This window comes from Serratia sp. Nf2, from assembly GCF_003028435.1.
GTDB classification, from domain to species: Bacteria; Pseudomonadota; Gammaproteobacteria; order Enterobacterales; family Enterobacteriaceae; genus Serratia; species Serratia marcescens_L.
This window is the reverse complement of sequence record NZ_PYTW01000001.1, coordinates 910,353-931,923: the sequence shown is the minus strand read 5'-3', so window position 1 is coordinate 931,923 and position 21,571 is coordinate 910,353. Positions and strand designations below refer to the sequence as shown.

The following is a 21,571-nucleotide window of genomic DNA, read 5'->3' as shown; positions in this document are numbered from 1 at the left end:
CCGGAGGCAATACACAATCCAATAAATGAGAACAGCATAAAAAATGCTAAAGGCGTTGTCGCGCGCTTATTTAATTATTTTATTAAAACGTAAGGCTATTTATGATCCGTATTGAGAAAGTTCTGAGTAAACGCGAACTTAAAGAATTTATTGCTTTCCCCTCGCAACTGTTTCGCGATGATCCGAACTGGATTGAGCCGCTGCATATAGAGCGCGAAGAGCACCTGTCAAAGAAGAATCCCGGCACCGACCACATTGAATGGCAGGCATGGGTGGCCAAAAAACAGGGCAAAGTCGTTGGGCGCATCACGGCGCAAATCGATTCTCTGCACCGGGAGCTGCATGGCGAGGATACCGGCCACTTCGGCATGATTGACGCCGTTGACGATCCCGCCGTTTTCAGCACCTTATTCACGGTGGCGGAGGAGTGGCTGAGGTCGAAAGGCGCGCGTAAAATCACCGGGCCGTTCAGCCTTAATATCAATCAGGAAAGCGGTCTGTTGGTCGAGGGGTTTGACACCCCGCCATCGGCCCTGATGACGCATGCCAAACCCTACTACGCGGCGCAAATAGCGCAACAGGGCTACAGCGAAGGGATTGATTTGCTTGCCTATTGGATGAAAAGAACCGACCTGCACTTTTCGCCGGCGTTAACCCGGATGATGGATCAGGTGCGCAAAAAAGTGACCGTTCGCCGCCTCAACCGCAAGCGCTTTCGCGAGGAGATGCAGGTGCTGCGCGAGGTGTTCAACTCCGGATGGCAGCATAACTGGGGGTTTGTCCCGTTCACCGAGCACGAGTTCGCCACCATGGGGGATCAGCTGAAGTTTCTGGTGCCCGACGATATGATCCATATCGCCGAGGTGGATGGCGCCCCCTGCGCCTTTATCGTCGGTCTGCCGAACATCAACGAAGCGATTGCTGATCTGCAGGGGCGGTTATTGCCGTTCGGCTGGGCGAAACTCTTGTGGCGGCTGAAAGTCAGCGGCGTGCGCACCGCGCGCGTGCCGTTGATGGGCGTGCGCCAGGAATATCAATTCAGCCGCATCGGGCCGATTATTGCGCTGTTGCTGATTGAGGCGCTGCGCGAGCCTTTCGCGAAGCGCAATATCGACGCGCTGGAAATGTCGTGGATCCTGGAAACCAATACCGGCATGCGGACGATTTTAGAACGCATCGGCGCAGTACCCTATAAGCGCTACCGCTTGTACGAGAAAACGCTTTAACCGGCTGATAACACATCGCCTTTTCACGTTCTCAGAATAATAACCGCGCCAGGGCATTTTCGGGCGGTGCCGTTTCAGGGGCAGGGTGACGGCGCGTGAGGGAATGCATCGCCTCCTGGAAGAGAACAGTTAAGGTCTTTAATTAATAAACTCGAGATAAATTCACGCCGCGTTATTTATTCGCGAGTGATTGTCGCAGTGTTGATGAGAGCAGATGGTATGCCTGTGGAAAAGAAAAAAGGAATAAGCCGATTAACCTACAGCATAAGGAATTCCTGGGCCGGGTTTATTGACGCCGTGCTTACCGAAGATGCGTTCCGCCAATTATTGGTTATTAACGCCATTTTACTGGTTGTTACATTTGGTTTAGATATTACAAAAATGGAGCGGCTGTTATTAATCATCTGCAGTTTCCTGCTATTGGTGGTTGAGTTGCTTAATACGGCGATTGAAACCGTGGTCGATCGCATTTCGCTGGAATTACATCCGTTATCCAAACGCGCCAAAGATTTGGGCGGCGCAGCGCAGCTGGTGGCGGTGGTGCTGACTATCGTTGTTTGGGCAACGGTGCTGCTGGGCCGATAGGGGCTTGGGTGGTTCAACCACCAGGCCGGTTGCCGTGGCGATATAAGCGGTTATCATCGTTGTTTTGCGTTCAGCAAGGAGAGTAGGCCGCTATGCCCGTGAATTTTGATCTCAACGATCTTTATGCCTTCCGCGCGCTGGTGGAGTACGGCAATTTTCGGCTGGCCGCAGAGTCCATCTGCCTGTCGCAGTCGGCGCTGAGCCGCAGGATTGAAAAGCTGGAAAACGCGCTGGGCAGCAAACTGTTCGATCGCACCACCCGGCGCGTGACTTTGACGCTGTACGGGCAGGCTTTTGCCGAGCGTTCGGATCAGCTGCTGATGAATGTCGAAGCGGTGTTGGCCGATATCGATAAGGTCAGCCAGGAGCGTACCGGGCTGGTCACCGTCGCCACGGTGCCGTCGGCGGCCTACTATTTCATGCCCGACGTGATACGCCGTTTCCGGCTTCGCTATCCGCGCGTGCGCGTTAAGCTGATCGACGGCAGCGCAGGCAATGTCATCGAGGCGGTCACCGGCGGCCAGGCCGATTTCGGCATCTGCTTTGCCGGGCGCCTGCAGCCTAATCTTGAATTTGTGCCGTTGGTGGGGGACGTTTACGTGGCCGCTTGCCGGCGCGACCATCCGCTCGCCGCTAAAAAGAGCCTCACCTGGCGGGAATTTTATCAGCAAGACTACGTGTCGCTGGATAAAACCTCCGGCAATCGCAATCTGCTCGATCAGCGCCTGGAACACCTCATGCCGGAGCGCCCCAGCGTGTGCGAAACTCGCCATGTGACGACCATGCTGGGCATGGTTGAGGCGGGCATCGGCATTGCCGCCGTGCCCGCCATGTCGATGCCCGCTTCAGAACATTCGGTGTTGACGTCGGTGCCGCTGGTCGATCCGGTGGTGAAACGCAGCGTGGGCCTCATCAGACGCGGCGGCCGCATGCAGTCTTTCGTCGCCGCCGAGCTGGAAAAGCTGATTACTGAACAGTATCACTCTGCCTGACCGGCTGCTGCGCCGGCACGGTTCGCATGCCGGTCGCGCGAATGGTCGGCTGTGCCTGAGAGGAGGCGAGGAAGTCCAGCAGCGCTTTGCCTTCGCGGCGGTGCTCCGCCTTGGCGGTTACCGCGCCGGCGAAGCGGGTGATGTACTGCACGTTTTCCGGCAGCTCGCCGATAAAGGTGACGCCCGCCACGGGCAACAATTCGCTGACCTGCTGGAAGCCCAGCGCGTATTTTCCTTGCGCCACTTCAGAAGCCACCGGAATGCGCTCAATTATATGCGCCTTTCCTTTCACCTGTTCCTCGATGCCCAGCTTTTTGAACAGTTGGCCGCTGACGTAGCGGCCGCTGGCGCTGTCGGAATAGGCGAAAGAGTCGGCTTGCAGCAAGGTATTGCGCAGGTCGGCATCCGTTTTTATCGCCGGCTTGGGCGCGCCCTGTTTCACCACCATGCCGATCGGCGAATCGGCCAGCTCCACGCGTGAACCCGGCTGGAGCCAGCCGCTTTTGTCCAGTTGGGTCAGCGCGTCGCCCACCATGATCACCACATCGGCTTTCTCTCCGCGCGCCAGCCGCGCTGGGATCGCCTGCGGCGTTTTCCCCATGGAAGGGCCGGACACCAGAATGATTTTGTCGCCGCTTTGGGCTTCATATTCCGGGGCCAGTTTCTCCAGCGCGGCTTTGAAGCCGCCGGAGATCATCACGGTCAGGTCTTTGGCCAGCGCCGCCGTACTGAAGGAGGCGCACACGAGCAGGGTGATGATCGAACGAGTGAGTTTCTGCATGACATGATTCCTTATGGCGATGGCGCGTTAGCGTGCGGTTTGCAGCGGCATGGCGATGCGGCGATACAGATACAGCGTCGCTAGCAAGGCGCACAGCGCGGCGAAGCTCATCCAGTAGCCCGGTGAAGCCTTATCGCCGGTGTATTCGATCAACGCGGTGGAGATCACCGGCGTAAAGCCGCCGAATACCGCCGTCGCCAGGCTATAGGCCAGCGAGAACCCGGCCACCCGCACTTCCGTTGGCATGATCTCGGTTAAGGCCGGGATCATCGCGCCGTTGTAGAGGCCATAAATGAAGGACAGCCACAGCAGCACGGCCAGCATCATGCTGAAGCTGGGGGCGGCGGCGAGCAGGCTGAGCGCCGGGTAGGCGGTAGCCAGCGTCAGCAGCGCCATGGCGATCAGCACCGGTTTGCGGCCGAAGCGATCCGACAGCGCACCGCCGATGGGCAGCCAGATGAAGTTGGAAATCGCGACCAGTAAAGTGACCAGCAAGCTGTCGGAGGCGCTGAGCAGCAGCACCTTTTTGCCGAAGGTTGGCGCATACACGGTGATCAGGTAAAACGCGGTGGTGGTCATGGCGACCATCAGCATGCCGGCGATCACCACCGGCCAGTTTTTCAGCAGGGTTTTAAACACGTCGCGCATCGCCAGGTGGTGGCGCCGGGCGGTAAATTCCTGTGTTTCTTCCAGCTTGCGGCGCAGGATGAAGATGAAGGGAACGATCAGGCAGCCGAACAGGAAAGGCAGGCGCCATCCCCACTCGCGAATAGCGCTTTCCTCCAGCGCCGCGTTGAGCGCGAAGCCCATTGCCGCCGCCACCATGATCGCCACCTGCTGGCTGCCGGACTGCCAGCTGGTATAGAAGCCCTTACGGCCCGGCGTGGCGATTTCGGCCAGATAGACGGACACGCCGCCCAGCTCCGCGCCCGCCGAGAAGCCTTGCAGCAGGCGCCCGCACAGCACCAGCAGCGGCGCCCAAAGCCCGATGCTCTGGTAAGAGGGGATCAATACGATCAGGAAGGTGCCCGTAGCCATGATCGACAGGGTGACGATCAGCCCTTTGCGGCGGCCGACTTTATCGATGTAAGCGCCCAGCACGATGGCGCCAATGGGGCGCATCAGAAAACCTGCGCCGAATACCGCGAAGGTCATCATCAGCGAGGCAAATTCGCTGCTGGCCGGGAAAAAGGTGTGTGCGATGTAGGTGGCGTAAAAGCCGAACAGAAAGAAGTCGAACTGTTCCAGAAAGTTGCCGGAGGTGACGCGCAGGATCGCGCCGGCTCGGGTCCGGGTGGTCATGGGTGAGGTAGAGGAATGCATCTTTATCTCCAGTTTGCTATTGGCGCCTACGCCGCGCCTGTTGCTGAAGACTCGCTCAGGAAAATAAACTAAATAAGCGCAATAAACGCATGGCGCGATGCGTTTGGTGCATCAATCGGCGTTAACAATACTGCCTAACCCGATGTAACGTGGCGTTAACAAATTTATTGCTCACCGCCCGCTGCGTAGAACGTCGAAAACGGCATGCGCGTTTTGTGACAGGGTTCATAAAGGGGTGGCGAAGAAACGCCCCGTGCCTCTGAACGATTGTTCGATACCGCTCGTAAAAAGGTGAATGCCTCGCACTGCGTTTGCAAAATGCGTGGATGTACGTTCAGCCTTGCAGTAACAACGCACGCCTTTGCATGTCATCCCGGCACCTCTCTGCTATAGCTTTACATCTATATAGTTTTTGATCTATATTGCAGGGAGGTCCCGTGTGGGAAATTAAAACAACGGATGTGTTTGATGACTGGTTTAGCTCACTCAACGATGCCGATCGGGCCGGCGTGCTTGCCGCATTGATGGTCCTACGGGAAAAGGGACCCGGGCTGCCCAGACCCTATGCCGATACGGTGAAAGGCTCACGTTACAGCAATATGAAAGAGTTGCGCATTCAGAGCCGTGGCGAACCGTTGCGGGCATTCTTCGCTTTCGATCCGTACCGTATTGGCATTGTGCTTTGCGCGGGCAATAACGCCGGCAATGAAAAACGCTTTTACGATCGAATGCTTCAGATTGCCGATCGGGAATTCACCTGTTGGCTGAACACATTAAACGAGAAGGAGTGACGCGATGGGCAGAACGCTGGAACAGCTTATTGCGGATGAAAAGCCCGAGGTCGTGGCCAACGCGCAGGCGCTGGCGGCGGACATCATGCTGAACATTCACCTTGCCGAGCTGCGCGAAAAAGTACAGAAAACGCAGGTTGAAATGGCGCAGGCGCTGGGGATCCGGCAGCCGACCGTGGCCGTGATGGAAAAACCGGGCCGCGATCTGAAACTGTCTTCGCTAAAACGTTACGTTGAGGCGGCCGGTGGTAAATTGCGCCTGGATGTTGAACTGCCGGACGGCTCTCACTACGAAGTGGTGCTGTAGACGCCGTTGCTCGGTTAACGGCAGAAAGCAAAAAGCCCGCTCAGGTTCCCCCGAGCGGGCTTTTCGCAATATGGCGCCTCCGATGTCAAGAGGCAGTCGTGAAAGCAAAGAGGCTAGGCTGTATGGGCGCTTCCGTTTGGGCCAGATAGCGTTAAGCAGGTCACCCGTCGTACCTTCGCGATAAATCATCCCCCTGGCTCAAAGCTGAAACGATACGACTTATGTTGATGAATCGCTCATTTAATGTGCAAAAAATGAATGCATTTCATTAAAATTGCGATGATATTCGTATTTTTATCGCACTATTCATTCAAATATTCACCCGGTGAAGTTCATCACATTTCTTTAACCTGCTTAACAGTAGATTTTTCTCGTTAATAGAAAATCGATTCAGCTAAAGGGGAAGGGAAATGAAGAAAACGTGGGTTATAGCGATGTTTTCGGCTCTGATTTCAGGGCAGGCGGCGGCACAGAGTTGGGTGCTGACCAGCGCTGAAGATAGCGTAGAGAAAGGAAACTGGAAGATTTCGAGTGAGGCGCTGAAGATTAAGGATAAAACGTTCAGCATTGAGCAGAAAGTGCTGCACGGCGGCAAGCAGGAAGGCAGCAAGGTCGTGATTATCCGCAGCCAGGATGGCCTGACCATCACCCTCAGCCCCACGCGCGGCATGAACCTCCTGAGGGCAGAAGGATTTGGCGCGAAAATGGGATGGGATTCCCCGGTCAAAGAGGTGGTCAACCCCGCCTTTATCAACCTGGAAAGCCGCAATGGGCTCGGTTGGCTGGAAGGTTTCAATGAGATGATGGTGCGTTGTGGCTATGAGTGGACCGGTCATCCGGTGAGCGAAGGAGGGCAAATTTACACGTTGCACGGTAAAGCGGGCAATACGCCGGCCTCGCGGGTTGAGGTTGAGGTAGCGGATACGGCGCCGTATGAAATTCGTATTCGCGGCCTGCTCAAAGAGAGCACATTCAAAAAAGCCGATCTGCAAACCCTGACCGAACTGCGCTACGTGCCCGGCAGCAACAGTTTCAGCCTGCATGATGTGTTAACCAACCGGGCGGATTACCCCCATGACTACCAGATTATTTATCACAGCAATTTCGGTGCGCCGATTCTGGAAAATGGCGCCCGCTTCCTGGCGCCGATGACCAGCATCAGCCCGTTTAACGACTATGCCAAAGCCGGGCTGAAGACCTGGGGAACCTATGCCGGCCCCACCAAAGGGTTTGATGAAATGGTCTTTAACATTAAGCCATTATCGGATCCGAATCATCAGACACTGGCGGCGCTGGTCAATAACGCGGGCGACAAAGGGGTGGCTATTCAGTTCGATACCCGTCAATTGCCCGTCCTGACGCTGTGGAAGAATACCGATACGTTAAAACAGGGGTATGTAACGGGGATTGAGCCGGGCACCAGCTATGCCTACCCGGTCACCATCGAGCGCGAACAAAAACGCGTTAAACAGTTGCAGCCTGGCGCCAGTGCGCAGTTTGATCTGACCTATACCTTGCTGCACAGCAAGGCGCAGGTGGCGGATCTGGAGCAGAAGATTGCTGATATTCAGGGCAAGGTAAAAATCGATGAGAATGCCGTGCCGATAGCCAAAGAGTAGCGCGTCCTTGCGCCTTGTTAAGCGCTAAAAAACAAAAAGCCCGCTCGGGTTTCCCTGAGCGGGCTTCTCTAAATATGGCTCCTCTGACTGGACTCGAACCAGTGACATACGGATTAACAGTCCGCCGTTCTACCGACTGAACTACAGAGGAATCGTGTGAACGGGGCGAATAATAGCGGGGCGCCTGGGGTTTGTCAAAGCGCTAAACTGCAAAAAAGGTGCGTTTGCTGAGGGAATGAGCACCTTGCGCTGTTTTTCGGCATTTTTCACCGGCAGGCGGTGATGTTTTGCCGCCTGTCTCGTTGTCGCGTCGCTTGCACAAGCCCTTGCACGGCGATGGTGCACAGCCGTTTTCCCTTTCATCTTCCTCTCACGCTAACCGTACTGCCCAGGCTCCTGGTTAATGCCGCCACATGCCGCGCCGCAACTGATATGTAGGATGAATAAGCAAGCAATATGTATTCGTCGTCACAATGGCTAGATTTTTGCTTACCCATTTTTGGGGAATGCGACTGCGCTCTCAAGAAAATTATTTTCCCCGTCTACACATAAAGTGACTGATCCGCGCCCTAGGGCGTTTCGCTATACCAGTGCTGAGGAAGATAACAATGTCATCGAAATTGATAAAAAGTCCGCTCGCTGCTTTGCTCATCGGTTGTTTAGGTACGGCGTTTTCCGCGCAGGCCGACATCGTCATCGGCGTCGCCGGGCCGTTCTCCGGGCCGAACGCCACCTATGGCGATCAGTATTGGCGCGGCGCTTCGCAGGCGGCGGCGGACATCAACGCCGCCGGCGGCATCAAAGGGGAAAAAATCAAGCTGGTGCAGGGGGATGACGCCTGCGAACCGAAACAGGCGGTCGCGGTGGCCAACCGGTTGGTGGATCAGGACAAGGTCTCGGCGGTGGTCGGCCACTTCTGCTCCTCTTCCACCATGCCCGCCTCCGAGGTGTATGACGAGGCCGGCATCATCGCCATCACCCCCGGCTCCACCAACCCGCAGATCACCGAGCGCGGCATGAAGACCATGTTCCGCATGTGCGGGCGCGACGATCAGCAGGGCGCGATCGCCACCAACTACATGCTGGATACCCTGAAGGCCAAGCGCATCGCGGTGATCCACGATAAAGACACCTACGGCCAGGGGTTGGCGGACGCGGCGAAGGCGGCGATGAACAAGCGCGGAGTCAAAGAGGTGCTGTATGAGGGGTTGTCGCGCGGTGAGAAAGACTTCAACGCGCTGGTGACCAAAATCGCCTCGGTCAAGCCGGACGTGGTCTATTTCGGCGGCTGCCATCCGGAAGCCGGGCCGCTGGTGCGCCAGATGCGCGAGCAGGGCGTGACCGCCAAGTTCTTCTCCGGCGACTGCGTGGTGACCGAAGAGCTGGTGACCGCCGCCGGCGGGCCGCAGTACACCAACGGCGTGCTGATGACCTTCGGCAACGATCCGCGTCAGATCCCGGAGGGCAAGGCGGTGATCGCCAAGTTCCGCGCCAGCGGCTTTGAGCCGGAAGGGTACACCCTCTATTCCTACGCCTCGATCCAGGCGATCGCCGCCGCCTTCAACGCCACCGGCGGCAAAGACAGCGCCAAGGCCGCCGAATGGCTGAAGTCGCACGATGTGGATACCGTGATGGGCAAAAAAGCCTGGGACCAGAAGGGCGACCTGAAGGTCTCGGACTATGTGGTCTACCAATGGGATGACAAGGGCAAATATCACCAGCTGTAAACGGCCGAACCTTGAAGTTGTAACCCTATGACCGACGGGCTCGCCGCTCTGGCGAGCCCGTTCCGCGATGACCTTTGGGCCGCGTCGGACTGCGTTGGCGGCCTTACCAGGCGAGACTGCTCATTATGGATGTATTCTTTTTGCAACAGCTGATCAACGGCCTGACCCTCGGTGCGGTATATGGCCTGATCGCCATCGGCTACACCATGGTTTACGGCATCATCGGCATGATCAACTTCGCCCACGGCGAGGTGTACATGATCTCCGCCTACCTGTGCGCCATCGGTTTGGCGCTGCTGTCGTTCTTCGGGCTGCACTCGTTCCCGCTGCTGATCCTCGGCACGCTGGTGTTCACCATCGTTATCACCGGGGTGTACGGCTGGGTGATCGAGCGCATCGCCTACAAGCCGCTGCGCAACTCCACCCGCCTGGCGCCGCTGATCTCCGCCATCGGCATGTCGTTAATCCTGCAAAACTACGCGCAGATCAGCCAAGGGCCACGCCAGCAGGGCATCCCGACGCTGCTGAGCGGCGTGTTCCGCCTGGAGTTCGACGGCGGCGTAGTGCAGATCACCTACACCAAGGTGTTTATCCTGGTGGCGTCGCTGCTTGGCATGGCGATCCTCACCTACCTCATTCAGCGCACCCGGCTGGGGCGCATCTGCCGCGCCACTCAGCAGGATCGCAAAATGGCCTCGATTCTCGGCATCAATACCGATCGGGTGATCTCGCTGGTGTTCGTGATCGGCGCTGCCATGGCCGGGCTGGCCGGGGTCCTGATCACCATGAACTACGGCACCTTCGATTTTTACGTCGGCTTTATCATCGGCATCAAGGCCTTCACCGCCGCGGTGCTGGGCGGTATCGGCTCGCTGCCGGGCGCCATGCTGGGCGGGCTGCTGCTCGGGGTGGCGGAGGCGCAGTTCGCCGGCATGGTGAACTCGGATTACAAGGACGTGTTCTCCTTCGGGTTGCTGGTGGCGATCCTGATCTTCCGTCCGCAGGGCCTGCTTGGCCGGCCGCTGATCGCCAAGGTTTAAGGAGAACGTCATGTCGCAATCCGTGATCAACGGCGGGCTGGACGTTAAACGCAGCCTGCTGGACGCCGTCTTGGCCGGGCTGATCGCCCTGATCGTGTTCGGGCCGATCGTCGGCATCGTGCTGAACGGCTACAGCTTCAACGTCGAACCGCGCCGGCTGGTGTGGATTATCGTCGCGGTGATGGCCGGGCGGCTGCTGCTGAGCCTGTTCCTGCAAACCGCGCCGGGGCGCAGGGTGCTGGCGCGCTTCGACGGCGGCAACGACGGCGTCTACGTACGGCCGCTGGGCTATAAATCCAACCTGCGCTGGATCTTGCCGCTGATGGCGGCGATCGCACTGCTGTTCCCGTTCGTCGCCACCAAATACCTGCTGACGGTGGCGATCCTCGGCCTGATCTACGTGCTGCTCGGCCTGGGGCTGAATATCGTGGTCGGGCTGGCGGGGCTGCTCGATCTGGGGTACGTGGCGTTTTACGCCATCGGCGCTTACGGGCTGGCGCTGGGCTATCAGTACCTCGGGCTGGGGTTTTGGGCGATGCTGCCGCTGGGGGCGCTGATGGCGGCGCTGGCCGGCGCGCTGCTGGGTTTCCCGGTGCTGCGCATGCACGGTGACTACCTGGCGATCGTCACGCTGGGGTTCGGCGAGATCATCCGGCTGGTGCTGAACAATTGGATGTCGCTCACCGGCGGGCCGAACGGCGTCTCGGTGCCGGCGCCGACGGTGTTCGGCCTGGAGTTCGGCCGGCGTGCCAAAGACGGCGGGGTGCCGATCCACGAGTTTCTCGGCATCGATTACAACCCCAACCTCAAGTTCATTTTCATCTACGCGGTGCTGTTTTTGGTGGTGCTGCTGGTGCTGTACATCAAGCACCGGCTGACGCGCATGCCGATCGGCCGCGCCTGGGAGGCGCTGCGCGAGGATGAGATCGCCTGCCGCTCTCTCGGGCTCAATCACGTGCTGGTGAAGCTGTCGGCGTTTATGCTGGGTGCCTCCACCGCCGGGCTGGCGGGGGTGTTTTTCGCCACCTATCAGGGCTTCGTCAACCCGACCTCGTTCACCTTCTTCGAGTCGGCGCTGATCCTGGCGATCGTGGTGCTGGGCGGCATGGGCTCCACCCTCGGCGTGGTGCTGGCGGCCTTCGTGCTGACGGTGGCGCCGGAGCTGCTGCGCAGTTTCGCCGAATACCGGGTGCTGCTGTTCGGCGTGCTGATGGTGGCGATGATGATCTGGCGGCCGCGCGGGCTGGTGCGCATCAGCCGCGCCAGCTTCGCCGAACGCAAGGGGGTGGCGCCATGAGCGACGCCATTTTGCGGGTGGAGCACCTGATGATGCGCTTTGGCGGCATCAAGGCGCTGAACGACGTCAATCTGGAGGTGGAACGCGGCTCCATCACCGCCCTGATTGGCCCCAACGGCGCCGGCAAGACCACAGTGTTCAACTGCCTGACCGGCTTTTACCGCGCCAGCGGCGGTGCGATCCTGCTCAATACCCATAAGCGGCCGACCGACGTGATCCAGGTGCTGGGGCAGAAGTTTCGCGCCGGCGACTGGATACGCCCGAAGCGGCTCGGCTCGCGCCTCTATTACAAGATGTTCGGCGGCACCCACCTGGTCAACCGCGCCGGGCTGGCGCGCACTTTCCAGAATATCCGCCTGTTCCGCGAAATGTCGGTGGTGGAGAACCTGCTGGTGGCGCAGCACATGCAGAGCAACCGCAACCTGATCGCCGGGGTGCTGAACACGCCGGGCTACCGCCGGGCGGAGAGCGCCGCGCTGGATCACGCCTTCTACTGGCTGGAGGTGGTGGATCTGGTGGACTGCGCCAACCGGCTGGCGGGGGAAATGTCCTACGGCCAACAGCGGCGGCTGGAGATCGCGCGCGCCATGTGCACCGCGCCGGAGATGATCTGTCTCGACGAGCCGGCCGCCGGGCTGAACCCAGTGGAAACGGCGACGCTGAGCCGTATCATCCGCTTCCTGCGCCAGCATCACGGCATCACGGTGCTGCTGATCGAGCATGACATGGGCATGGTGATGGAGATCTCCGATCGGGTGATCGTGCTCGATCACGGGGACGTGATCGCCCGCGGCACGCCGCAGGAGATCCAGCACAACGAGGCGGTGATCGCCGCCTACCTGGGCGCGGACGAAGAGGAGCTGGCGGGATGAGCGAAGCGATGCTGGAATTTCGCGAAGTGGATGTGTTTTATGGGCCGATCCAGGCGCTGCGCAAGGTGTCGCTGCAGGTCAACGCCGGGGAGACGGTGGCGCTGATCGGCGCCAATGGCGCGGGCAAATCCACGCTGTTGATGTCAATCTTCGGCCAGCCGCGCATCGCCGGCGGGCAGATCCTGTTTGGCGGCGAGGACATCAGCCGCCGCTCCACGCACTACGTGGCGGCCGGCGGCATCGCGCAGGCGCCGGAAGGGCGGCGCATTTTCCCGGACATGAGCGTGGAGGAGAACCTGCTGATGGGCACCATCACCGTCGGCAACCGCTATCTGGCGGAGGATTTGCCGCGTATGTTCGAGCTGTTTCCGCGTCTCAAGGAGCGGCGCAACCAGCGGGCGATGACCCTGTCCGGCGGCGAGCAGCAGATGCTGGCGATCGCCCGCGCGCTGATGAGCCGGCCGAAGCTGCTGCTGTTGGACGAACCGAGCCTGGGGCTGGCGCCGATCGTGGTGCGGCAGATCTTCGGCGTGCTGCGCGAGCTGACCCGCAGCGGCATGACGCTGTTTCTGGTGGAGCAGAACGCCAACCACGCGCTGAAGCTGTCCGATCGCGGCTATGTGATGGTCAACGGCCAGATCCGCCTCACCGGCAGCGGACCGGAGCTGTTGAACGATCCGGCGGTGAGAAAGGCCTATCTGGGCGGTGGCTGAGCGCCGCCCTTTGGGCAGGGAGGCCCGCGTTCATCCCTCGGCGGCGCTTCGATCTTGATCATCGTAGCGTGAGCGGGCCGCCCTGAAGGCATCGGCGGAGGCGATAATCCACGACCAGAGTGGCAGCATGTTGAGCAGCATCTCTTCCCCCGCGTCGGTGATGGTGTAAACCACGCGGGGCAGCTTTTCCTGATAATCGCAGCGCGATATCAACCCGTCCCGCTCGAGATGGCGCAGCGTCCGCGTCAGCATTCTCTGCGTCACGCCCGCTAATTGGCGGCCTATCTCGCCGTGGCGCAGCGGCCCGTGGGTGCCCAGGATATGCAATACCCCCAGCGACCAACGGTTGCCCGCATGTGCGAGGATCTCACGCTTCAACCCTTCATCGTCGTTGCTCAATTCTTCACAGAACGCCTGCGAAAATTGCAGCAGCGCTTCCCGATCGTTCGTCATATTCCTCTCCGGTATCACGCGTGTACCTAATTGAACCCGTTTTTGTCAGCTGTCAGGATGGCGCAGTGTTAAGACAGGAGGCAAGAATGAAATCCACAAATCCATCCATCAATACCGTGCTGATACTCGGCGCCGGTGAACTGGGGCTGCCGGTATTGCGCGCGATGAGCCGGCAGGCCCGGTTACACCACGCTTTAAACATCAGCGTGCTGCTGCGGCCGGAGGCCGCCCGCGCCGTGAGCGGCCCGCATCGTGCGCGGCGGGATGCGCTGACGCGGCTCGGCATCGCCGTGGTGGAAGGCGACCTGCAGCAAAACAGCGTGGATGAGCTGAGCGCGCTGCTGCGTGGCTTTGACGCGGTGATCAACTGCAGCGGCTTTGTCGGCGGGGCGGGCACGCAGATAAAGATCACCCAGGCCGCTTTGCAGGCGGGCGTGGCGCGTTATTTCCCGTGGCAGTTCGGCGTGGACTACGATGTTGTCGGCAAAGGCAGCGGGCAACAGGTGTGGGATGAACAGCTCGAGGTGCGCCACCTGCTGCGTGCGCAGAAGGCGACGGCGTGGGTGATTGTTTCCACGGGCATTTTCACCAGCTACCTGTTTGACTCGGGTTTTGGCGTGGTGGACGCGGCCACCAAAACGGTGCGCGCGCTGGGCGACTGGCGCTACGCGGTGACGCTGACCACCCCCGAGGACATTGGCCGGCTGACGGCCGCGATTTTTTTCCATCGGCCCGCGTTTCGCAACCAGGTGGTCTATATCGCCGGGGACACGCTGACCTACCGCGAGCTTGCCGATGTCATGCAGGCGCACTGGGGCGTTGAGGTCAACAGAGTCCTGTTGGACAACGAGCGGCTGCAGGAGGAGGTGCGGAACCATCCGCGTGACGTCGGCGCCAAATACCGGCTGGCTTTCGCCCGGCCCGACGGCGTGGCCTGGGATAAGGCGAAAACCTTCAATGCGCGCCAGGGCATAGCCACCACCACCGCCGAGCAGTGGCTGGCGCAGCAATGCCCGACCTCTCAGGACGGTTAGTCGCCTGAGCGCCGGACTCAGAAATGGCGCTGCATCCAGCGCACGTTCAGCCGCACCAGGGCGACGATGGCGCTGGAGAGCAGCCGCAGCCCGGCGGGCATGTCGCGGCGGCGGATGTCCAGCAGCAGCACGGTGCGCACCTGCGCGCTGTCGTTCCACACCTCGTGTTCGAAGGTATCGTCCCACAGCATGAACTCCCCCTCGTGCAGCCGGTATTCGCGGCCGTCCACTTTCAGCACCGCCGCCGGCACCCCGTCGGCGCGTTTGGGCATGTCCAGCACCAGATAGCCGCGCAGAATGCCGCGGAACGGCCCGCGGTGGGGCGGCACCTGTTTACCGGGCGCCAGGAAGGAGAGCGAGGCGGACAGCACGTCCGGCGACGAGGCGATCAGCGCCGCCAGCGTCGGGCAGCGCGCCAGGTTGCGGGCGATCGGCTGGCCGTAGGCCTTCATGATGAACATGCGCCAGTCGCGCGCGTCGTTGGCGGAGATCGATTCCTGCTGGATCATGATCTCGTGAAAACGGGGAATATTGTGCAGATCGTGGGCGACGGTCAGCGCCTCTTCGCGGATCTGCCGCCATTGGGCGGTGAAACGCTCGGCGTCGGGGAACAGCGCGGCGCTGTCGAGCACCGGCTTGCCCTGAATGCGGCGATCGTAAACATTGCGCAATGCGAGCACGGACCAATCATAAATCGCGGACATAATGACCTCGCCTCAGAAAACGCCAAATGGACACTGCGCGCGGTTCTTCGGCGCGGCGCGTCGTCTGCGGCGGCCGGGGGGGAAGAGCGGCAGGAAAAATTGGTACGCTTCAAGAGATTAGCACAGCATTTGTGCAACCGTGTGTCTGCGAATGTGTCGAAATGCGGCGAAAAAAACCACACAATTAAAGTGTGACGCGTATCGCATTTAGCGGGCCGGTTGGTTAAAATATCGCGACTTGCCCGCACCTGTCCGGATTTTGTTTACCATGGAACACGCTGCCGTTTCGCGCTCAACCGCCTGGTTGCGCGTGGTTATCCTCGCCGTCTCGGCCTTTATCTTCAACACCACCGAATTTATTCCGGTTGGTCTGCTGAGCGACATTGCTGCCAGCTTCTCGATGCAAACCGAACAGGTCGGCCTGATCATCACCATCTACGCCTGGATCGTCGCCGCCGCCTCATTGGCGTGCATGCTGCTGACCAGCAAAATCGAGCGCCGCAAGCTGCTGATCGGCGTGTTCATGCTGTTTATCGCCAGCCACGTGCTGACCGCCGTGGCCTGGAACTTCACCACGCTGGTCATTTCGCGCGCCGGCGTGGCGCTGGCGCACTCGGTGTTCTGGTCGATCACCGCCTCGCTGGCGATCCGCGTGGCGCCGCCGGGCAAGAAAGCCCAGGCGCTGAGCCTGCTGGCGGGCGGCACCGCGCTGGCGATGGTGCTCGGGTTGCCGCTCGGGCGGGTGGTGGGGCAGCTGCTCGGCTGGCGCATGACCTTTATCGGCATCGCGGTGTGCGCCACCCTGGCGCTGGTGTTGCTGTGGCGCCTGCTGCCGGTGCTGAAAAGCGAGCACTCCGGTTCGCTGGCCAGCGTGCCGCTGCTGTTCAAACGCCCGGCGCTGCTGGCGCTGTACATGCTGACCGTCATCGTGGTGACGGCGCACTTCACCGCCTACAGCTATATCGAGCCGTTTATCCAGACCGTGGCCGGGCTGTCGGAGAACTTCACCACGCTGATGCTGCTGTTATTCGGCGCCGCCGGCATCGTTGGCAGCCTGCTGTTCAGCCGTTACAGCGAACGTTTTCCTTCCGGCTTCTTTATCGGCGCCATCGCGCTGCTGGCCTTGAGCCTGCTGCTGCTGCTGCCGGCCGCCGGCAGCGAAAGCCACCTGACGGTGCTGTGCATCTTCTGGGGCATGGCGATCATGGCCATCGGCCTGTCGATGCAGGCCAAAGTGCTGAGCCTGGCGCCGGACGCCACCGACGTGGCGATGGCGATCTTCTCCGGCCTGTACAACTTCGGCATCGGCAGCGGTGCGCTGCTGGGCAACCAGGTGAGCCTGCATCTTGGGATGGGCAACATCGGCTTCGTCGCCGCGCCGCTGGCGCTGATCGCCCTCGGTTGGTGCCTGCTGAGCGTCTACCGCAGCGAACGGCTGCAGCAGCACCCCAGCCGTTAAGCCGCCGATTCGGGATGCCGCTGCGGCATCCCGCGTTGCATTTTCCTGCTATAAAACAGGCTGCTGCAGCGTTTTATGCTTAACTTTTTTTCATAGTCTGCTAATTAAAAATTTAACTCCGACGCCGCTTCGCTAGCATAGAAAGTCATCAAAAATGTTAATGCGAGGTTAACGGTGAGTGACTCTGTAGCGGCGTCGCCGATCCATGCGCGGGATTTGGCGGCCAGAATCGACGCCTTGCCCGCGTCGGCCGGTCTGTGGCGCTTTATCATTCTGCTGTCGCTGGGCGGCTTTTTCGAACTCTACGATCTGTTCCAGACCGGCTATATCAGCACCGGCCTTATCGCCGACGGCATTTTCCACACCGGCGCACAGGGCGTCTTCGGCGTGTCGGACCAGGCGGCCTTCGCCTCCGCCACCTTTCTTGGCCTGTTCGTCGGCGCCAGCTTGCTGAGCCCGTACGCCGATCGCTTCGGCCGCCGCGCCACCTTCATGTTCGCCCTGATCTGGTATGGCGTCTTCTCGCTGCTGCTGGCGTTTCAACAGCAGGCGGAATGGGTGATCTTTCTGCGCTTTCTGGTGGGCGTCGGGCTCGGCATTGAGCTGGTGACCATCGATACTTACCTGACGGAGTGGGTGCCCGCGCATCTGCGCACCCGGGCTTTCGCCTTCGCGTTCTTCGTGCAGTTCCTGTCGGTGCCGGCGGTGGCGCTGATGTCCTGGTGGTTGGTGCCGCAGACGATTTGGGGCCTGAGCGGATGGCGCTACGTGGTGATCGCCGGCGCGCTGGCCTCGCTGGTGATCTGGCTGGTGCGCAAGGGGCTACCGGAGTCGCCGCGCTGGCTGGTGCAGCAGCGGCGCTATGCGCAGGCCCGGCAGGTGATGCGGGATATGGAGCGGCGCTGCGGCGTGGCGGCCGCGGACTTCCCGTCGCGCCCGGTGGATGATGCCGAGGGGGCGCCGCCGCGCGGCCGCTTTCGCGATATCTGGGCGCCGCAGTACCGCGATCGCACGCTGATGCTGGTAGTGATGAACTTCTTTCAGGCCATCGGCTTCTTCGGCTTCGGCAACTGGCTGCCGGCGCTACTGTCGGGCAAGGGCGCTTCGGTCACCCACAGCCTGCTGTACGCTTTCTTCATCACGCTGGCCTACCCGCTGGGCTCGCTGCTGTGCAGCTTCTACGCCGACAAGATGGAGAACAAGTGGCAGATCGTGTTGTCGTGCCTGGTGACGGTGATCTTCGGTTCGCTGTTCGCGCTGCAGAACAACCCGCTGTGGCTGATCCTGTGCGGCTTCTTCATCACCTGGTCCAACGCCTGGCTGACCTACAGCTACCACTCGTATCAATCCGAGATCTTCCCGACCCACATCCGCGCCCGCGCCGTCGGTTTCTGCTACTCCTTCAGCCGGCTGTCGACGGTGTTCAGCAGCATCATCATCGGCATTATCTTGCAGTACGGCGGCTCGCTGGGGGTGATCGCGTTTATCGTCGCCAGCATGCTGATCGTGATGCTGGTGATTGGGCTGTTCGGCCCGAAAACGCGCGGCATCGATCTGGAAAACATCTGACGTTTAACGCCGGCGGCGACGCCGGCCTCTTCAGCAAAAAAACTCGCGATCATGCGAAAATTATTCCGTTATCACTGCCTTTGCGCCTGCCGTACTGTTACCCGGTACAAAATCCAATTCAATACCGAGCGGGGAACACGTCATGAGCATCCTCACCGCGCCCGATGGCGCACGCATTTTCTATAAGGATTGGGGCCGCGGCCAGCCGATCCTGTTCTCCCATGGTTGGCCGCTGTCCGCCGACGCCTGGGACAACCAGCTGCTGTTTTTCGGCCAGAGCGGATTCCGGGTGATCGCCCACGATCGCCGCGGCCACGGCCGTTCGGATCAGGCCTGGCACGGCAACGATATCAACCAATACGCCGACGATCTGGCTCTGCTGATTGAAACGCTGGATCTGCGCGATCTGATCCTGGTCGGCCACGCCATCGGCGGCGGTGAAGTGGCACGCTACATCGGCCGTCACGGCAGCGATCGGGTGGCGAAGGTGGTGCTGGTGGGCGCCGTGCCGCCGCTGATGCTGCAAACGCCGGCCAACCCGGAAGGTGTGCCCATGGCGGCCTTCGACGGCATTCGCAGCGGCGTGGCGGGCAACCGCTCGCAGTTCTTCAAAGATCTGGCGGTGCCGTTCTATGGGTTCCACTGCGACGAGGTGGAGAGCAATGCGGGGCTGATCGACCACTTCTGGCTGATGGCCATGCAGGGCGGCGTGAAAGGGCAGTACGACGGCGTGAGCGCGTTCTCAGAAGTGGATTACACCGCCGATCTGCTGGCGATCGACAAGCCGACGCTGCTGGTGCATGGCGACGCCGATCAGATCGTGCCGATAGGCGCCTCGGCGCTGAAAGCCGCTAAGCTTATGCAACAGGCGGAGCTGAACGTTTACGCCGGCGGCGCTCACGGCTTGGCGCAGGTCGATCCCGATCGCTTCAACGCCGATCTGCTGGCCTTTATCCAGAATTCGCCGTTCTAAGGGGGCGCGATGAACCTGACTGTTATCGCCGCCCGCTGCGCGCAGCGGCTGCATGCACCCGCGGTGCGCTGGCTGCTGCTGCTCGCGATTTGCGCCGCCTACATCCAGGGCGGGTTGGTCAAGGCGCTGAACGTCGAAGGCGCGGTTGCCGAGATGACCCACTTCGGTTTGCAGCCGGCGGCGCTGTTCGCCGCGCTGGTGACGCTGCTGGAACTGGCGGCGTCGGCGCTGATCCTGAGCGGCTTTTATCGCTGGCTCGGCGCGTTGACGCTGGCCGGTTTTACCCTGATGGCGACGCTGATGGCCAATCCGTTCTGGCAGTTCGACGGGGCGGAACGCGGCCAGATGATGAATGGATTTTTTGAACACCTCGGGCTGGCCGGCGCGCTGTTGCTGGTGGCATTTAACGATTTGAAGGAGCGAACGGATGGCTGAACAGACGGAAAACAAGGCGGCGGCGGGCGGCTTCGCGCCGCTGAAAATCCCATTATTTGCGGTGCTGTGGGGCGCCACGGTGCTCGGCAACGTCGGTAGCTTTATGCGCGACGTCGCCAGCTCGTGGCTGATCACCGATCTGTCGAGCAACCCCTCGGCGGTGGCGCTGATGCAGACCGCCGCCACGCTGCCGGTATTCCTGCTGGCGATCCCGGCCGGGGTATTGTCGGACATCCTCGATCGGCGGCGCTTTCTGATCTTCGTGCAAATTCTGCTGGCCTGCGTCAGCGGCAGCCTGTTACTGCTGTCGCAAACCGGCGCGTTGACGGTGGAATACCTGCTGGCGCTGACCTTCGTCGGCGGCATCGGCGCGGCGCTGATGGGGCCGACCTGGCAGGCGATCGTGCCGGAGCTGGTGCCGCGCACCGAGCTGAAAAACGCCGTGGCGCTGAACTCGCTCGGCATCAACATCGCCCGTTCCATCGGCCCGGCGGCCGGCGGCCTGCTGCTGGCCAGCTTCGGCGCCGGCGCGGCTTACGGCGCGGACGTGATGAGCTATGTGCTGGTGATCGCGGCGCTGCTGTGGTGGAAGCGGCCGAAGGTTGAGGACAGCGGCCTGTCGGAACATTTCTTCGGCGCCTTCCGCGCCGGCCTGCGCTATGCCCGTTCCAGCCGCGAGCTGCACGTGGTGCTGCTGCGGGCGGCGGTGTTCTTCGCTTTCTCCAGCTCGGTCTGGGCGCTGCTGCCGCTGGTGGCGCGCCGCATGCTGGGCGGCAGCGCCGGTTTTTACGGCGTTTTGCTGGGGGCGGTAGGCGCCGGGGCGATCCTCGGCGCGATCGCGCTGCCGCGCCTGCGTCAGCGGCTGAATGCCGACGGGCTGGTGTTGCTGGCGGCGGTGCTGACCGCCGTGGTGATGGCGGCTCTGTCGCTGGCGCCGCCGCAGTGGTTGGCGGTGGTGCTGTTGTTGGTGCTGGGCGCCGGCTGGATTATCGCGCTGACCACGCTCAACGGCGCGGCGCAGGGCGTGCTGCCCAACTGGGTGCGCGGCCGCGGCCTGGCCATCTACCTGATGGTGTTCAACGGCGCGATGGCGGCGGGCAGCCTGCTGTGGGGGCTGGTGGCGCAGGAGCTGGGCGTGGCCGCCACGCTGCTGGTCGGCGGCGTCGGCCTGTTGGCGGCGGGGCTGCTGTTCCACCGCCTGCGTCTGCCGACCGGCGAAGCCGATCTGCAGCCGTCGAACCATTGGCCGGAGCCGTTGGTCAACACGCCGGTCGAGAACGATCGCGGCCCGGTAATGATTCAGGTGGAGTACCGCATCCGCGAACAGGATCGGCCGCAGTTCTTGCGCACGCTGTTGATGCTGGAGCACGCGCGTCGCCGCGATGGCGCTTACGCCTGGGGCATCACCGAGCACACCGGCGATCCGGAATGCATCATGGAGTGGTTCCTGGTGGAGTCCTGGGCAGAGCACCTGCGCCAGCACCAGCGGGTGTCGCACGCCGACGCCGATCTGCAGCAGGAGGCGCTGCGCTTCCATATCGGGCCGGAGAAACCGGTGGTGCATCACTTCCTGTCGCTGGACAGGCGGCAGGTGAAGCACTAACTGCACGGCTCACCGGCCAGAAGGTGCTATGCTTTTGGTCGGTTCGGCGGCGCGGCCGCCGTAAGACG

At 61.0% G+C, this 21,571-nt stretch carries 21 protein-coding genes and 1 tRNA gene; 17 read left to right on the top strand and 5 right to left on the bottom strand.

Annotation, left to right across the window (positions count from 1 at the left end):
* Positions 1–101 precede the first annotated feature (101 nt).
* From C9411_RS04455 to C9411_RS04445, 3 genes are all read left to right on the top strand, one after another.
* Entirely contained in the window at positions 102–1,226 is a 1,125-nt protein-coding gene (locus C9411_RS04455; protein WP_107226505.1) for an N-acetyltransferase, read from the top strand.
* A 219-nt stretch (positions 1,227–1,445) separates the two neighbouring features.
* Positions 1,446–1,811, top strand: coding sequence for a diacylglycerol kinase (locus C9411_RS04450; RefSeq protein WP_060439472.1), 366 nt, complete (start codon positions 1,446–1,448; stop codon positions 1,809–1,811).
* A 92-nt stretch (positions 1,812–1,903) separates the two neighbouring features.
* Positions 1,904–2,803: a LysR family transcriptional regulator gene (locus tag C9411_RS04445; RefSeq protein ID WP_060439473.1), complete on the top strand. Its 900-nt coding sequence runs from the start codon at positions 1,904–1,906 to the stop codon at positions 2,801–2,803.
* Here the strand turns inward: C9411_RS04445 and C9411_RS04440 are convergent.
* Both C9411_RS04440 and C9411_RS04435 read right to left on the bottom strand, forming a co-directional pair.
* Complete coding sequence (locus C9411_RS04440) at positions 2,778–3,584, bottom strand: substrate-binding domain-containing protein (RefSeq protein WP_107226504.1); 807 nt, start codon at positions 3,582–3,584, stop codon at positions 2,778–2,780. The two genes, C9411_RS04445 and C9411_RS04440, sit on opposite strands and share 26 nt — an antisense overlap.
* Before the next feature lie 27 nt (positions 3,585–3,611).
* Positions 3,612–4,907, bottom strand: a complete 1,296-nt coding sequence (locus C9411_RS04435; RefSeq protein WP_063989266.1) for an MFS transporter — start codon at positions 4,905–4,907, stop codon at positions 3,612–3,614.
* 437 nt (positions 4,908–5,344) lie between these two features.
* Here C9411_RS04435 and C9411_RS04430 point away from each other — a divergent pair, with 437 nt between their 5' ends.
* The 3 genes from C9411_RS04430 to C9411_RS04420 all read left to right on the top strand — a co-directional run bounded on the left by C9411_RS04430 (position 5,345) and on the right by C9411_RS04420 (position 7,624).
* Complete coding sequence (locus C9411_RS04430) at positions 5,345–5,698, top strand: type II toxin-antitoxin system RelE/ParE family toxin (RefSeq protein ID WP_107226503.1); 354 nt, start codon at positions 5,345–5,347, stop codon at positions 5,696–5,698.
* Between the two features lie 4 nt (positions 5,699–5,702).
* Positions 5,703–6,005 carry an XRE family transcriptional regulator gene (locus tag C9411_RS04425; protein WP_049200011.1) on the top strand — a complete coding sequence of 101 codons (303 nt, stop codon included), beginning with the start codon at positions 5,703–5,705 and terminating at the stop codon, positions 6,003–6,005.
* A gap of 410 nt (positions 6,006–6,415) precedes the next feature.
* The gene (locus tag C9411_RS04420; RefSeq protein ID WP_107226502.1) at positions 6,416–7,624 is read left to right on the top strand and encodes an aldose 1-epimerase family protein; all 1,209 of its coding nucleotides are present in this window, start codon (positions 6,416–6,418) and stop codon (positions 7,622–7,624) included.
* 75 nt (positions 7,625–7,699) lie between these two features.
* On the opposite strand, the gene C9411_RS04415 is transcribed toward C9411_RS04420, so the two are convergent.
* A tRNA-Asn gene (locus tag C9411_RS04415) sits at positions 7,700–7,775 on the bottom strand.
* 457 nt (positions 7,776–8,232) lie between these two features.
* Between C9411_RS04415 and C9411_RS04410 the strand changes: the two genes are divergently transcribed.
* The 5 genes from C9411_RS04410 to C9411_RS04390 all read left to right on the top strand — a co-directional run bounded on the left by C9411_RS04410 (position 8,233) and on the right by C9411_RS04390 (position 13,273).
* Positions 8,233–9,351, top strand: coding sequence for a branched-chain amino acid ABC transporter substrate-binding protein (locus C9411_RS04410; protein WP_107226501.1), 1,119 nt, complete (start codon positions 8,233–8,235; stop codon positions 9,349–9,351).
* Between the two features lie 125 nt (positions 9,352–9,476).
* The gene (locus tag C9411_RS04405) at positions 9,477–10,391 is read left to right on the top strand and encodes a branched-chain amino acid ABC transporter permease LivH (protein WP_063989270.1); all 915 of its coding nucleotides are present in this window, start codon (positions 9,477–9,479) and stop codon (positions 10,389–10,391) included.
* A 10-nt stretch (positions 10,392–10,401) separates the two neighbouring features.
* A complete protein-coding gene (gene livM / locus C9411_RS04400) occupies positions 10,402–11,688 on the top strand; it encodes a high-affinity branched-chain amino acid ABC transporter permease LivM (protein WP_107226500.1) in 1,287 nt (428 codons plus the stop codon).
* Entirely contained in the window at positions 11,685–12,560 is an 876-nt protein-coding gene (locus C9411_RS04395; RefSeq protein WP_033635209.1) for an ABC transporter ATP-binding protein, read from the top strand. The genes livM and C9411_RS04395 overlap by 4 nt, the downstream gene beginning before the upstream one ends.
* Complete coding sequence (locus C9411_RS04390) at positions 12,557–13,273, top strand: ABC transporter ATP-binding protein (RefSeq protein WP_063989272.1); 717 nt, start codon at positions 12,557–12,559, stop codon at positions 13,271–13,273. The genes C9411_RS04395 and C9411_RS04390 overlap by 4 nt, the downstream gene beginning before the upstream one ends.
* A gap of 30 nt (positions 13,274–13,303) precedes the next feature.
* Here C9411_RS04390 and C9411_RS04385 read toward each other — a convergent pair whose 3' ends face one another.
* The gene (locus C9411_RS04385; protein ID WP_107226499.1) at positions 13,304–13,726 is read right to left on the bottom strand and encodes a helix-turn-helix domain-containing protein; all 423 of its coding nucleotides are present in this window, start codon (positions 13,724–13,726) and stop codon (positions 13,304–13,306) included.
* 86 nt (positions 13,727–13,812) lie between these two features.
* On the opposite strand from C9411_RS04385, the gene C9411_RS04380 reads away from it, so the two are divergent.
* Complete coding sequence (locus tag C9411_RS04380; RefSeq protein ID WP_107226498.1) at positions 13,813–14,760, top strand: aromatic alcohol reductase; 948 nt, start codon at positions 13,813–13,815, stop codon at positions 14,758–14,760.
* Between the two features lie 17 nt (positions 14,761–14,777).
* On the opposite strand, the gene C9411_RS04375 is transcribed toward C9411_RS04380, so the two are convergent.
* A complete protein-coding gene (locus tag C9411_RS04375; protein ID WP_107226497.1) occupies positions 14,778–15,464 on the bottom strand; it encodes an aspartyl/asparaginyl beta-hydroxylase domain-containing protein in 687 nt (228 codons plus the stop codon).
* 268 nt (positions 15,465–15,732) lie between these two features.
* On the opposite strand from C9411_RS04375, the gene C9411_RS04370 reads away from it, so the two are divergent.
* From C9411_RS04370 to C9411_RS04350, 5 genes are all read left to right on the top strand, one after another.
* Complete coding sequence (locus C9411_RS04370) at positions 15,733–16,923, top strand: sugar transporter (protein WP_060439481.1); 1,191 nt, start codon at positions 15,733–15,735, stop codon at positions 16,921–16,923.
* A gap of 174 nt (positions 16,924–17,097) precedes the next feature.
* Positions 17,098–18,492 (top strand): MFS transporter, encoded by a 1,395-nt coding sequence (locus C9411_RS04365; RefSeq protein ID WP_172837469.1) that lies wholly within the window; start codon positions 17,098–17,100, stop codon positions 18,490–18,492.
* A 142-nt stretch (positions 18,493–18,634) separates the two neighbouring features.
* A complete protein-coding gene (locus tag C9411_RS04360; protein ID WP_063989277.1) occupies positions 18,635–19,465 on the top strand; it encodes an alpha/beta fold hydrolase in 831 nt (276 codons plus the stop codon).
* Positions 19,466–19,474: 9 nt separating this feature from the next.
* Positions 19,475–19,900 (top strand): DoxX family protein, encoded by a 426-nt coding sequence (locus C9411_RS04355; RefSeq protein WP_107226496.1) that lies wholly within the window; start codon positions 19,475–19,477, stop codon positions 19,898–19,900.
* Complete coding sequence (locus C9411_RS04350; RefSeq protein WP_063989279.1) at positions 19,893–21,503, top strand: MFS transporter; 1,611 nt, start codon at positions 19,893–19,895, stop codon at positions 21,501–21,503. Before C9411_RS04355 ends, C9411_RS04350 begins: the two co-directional genes overlap by 8 nt.
* The last annotated feature ends 68 nt before the right edge of the window (positions 21,504–21,571 follow it).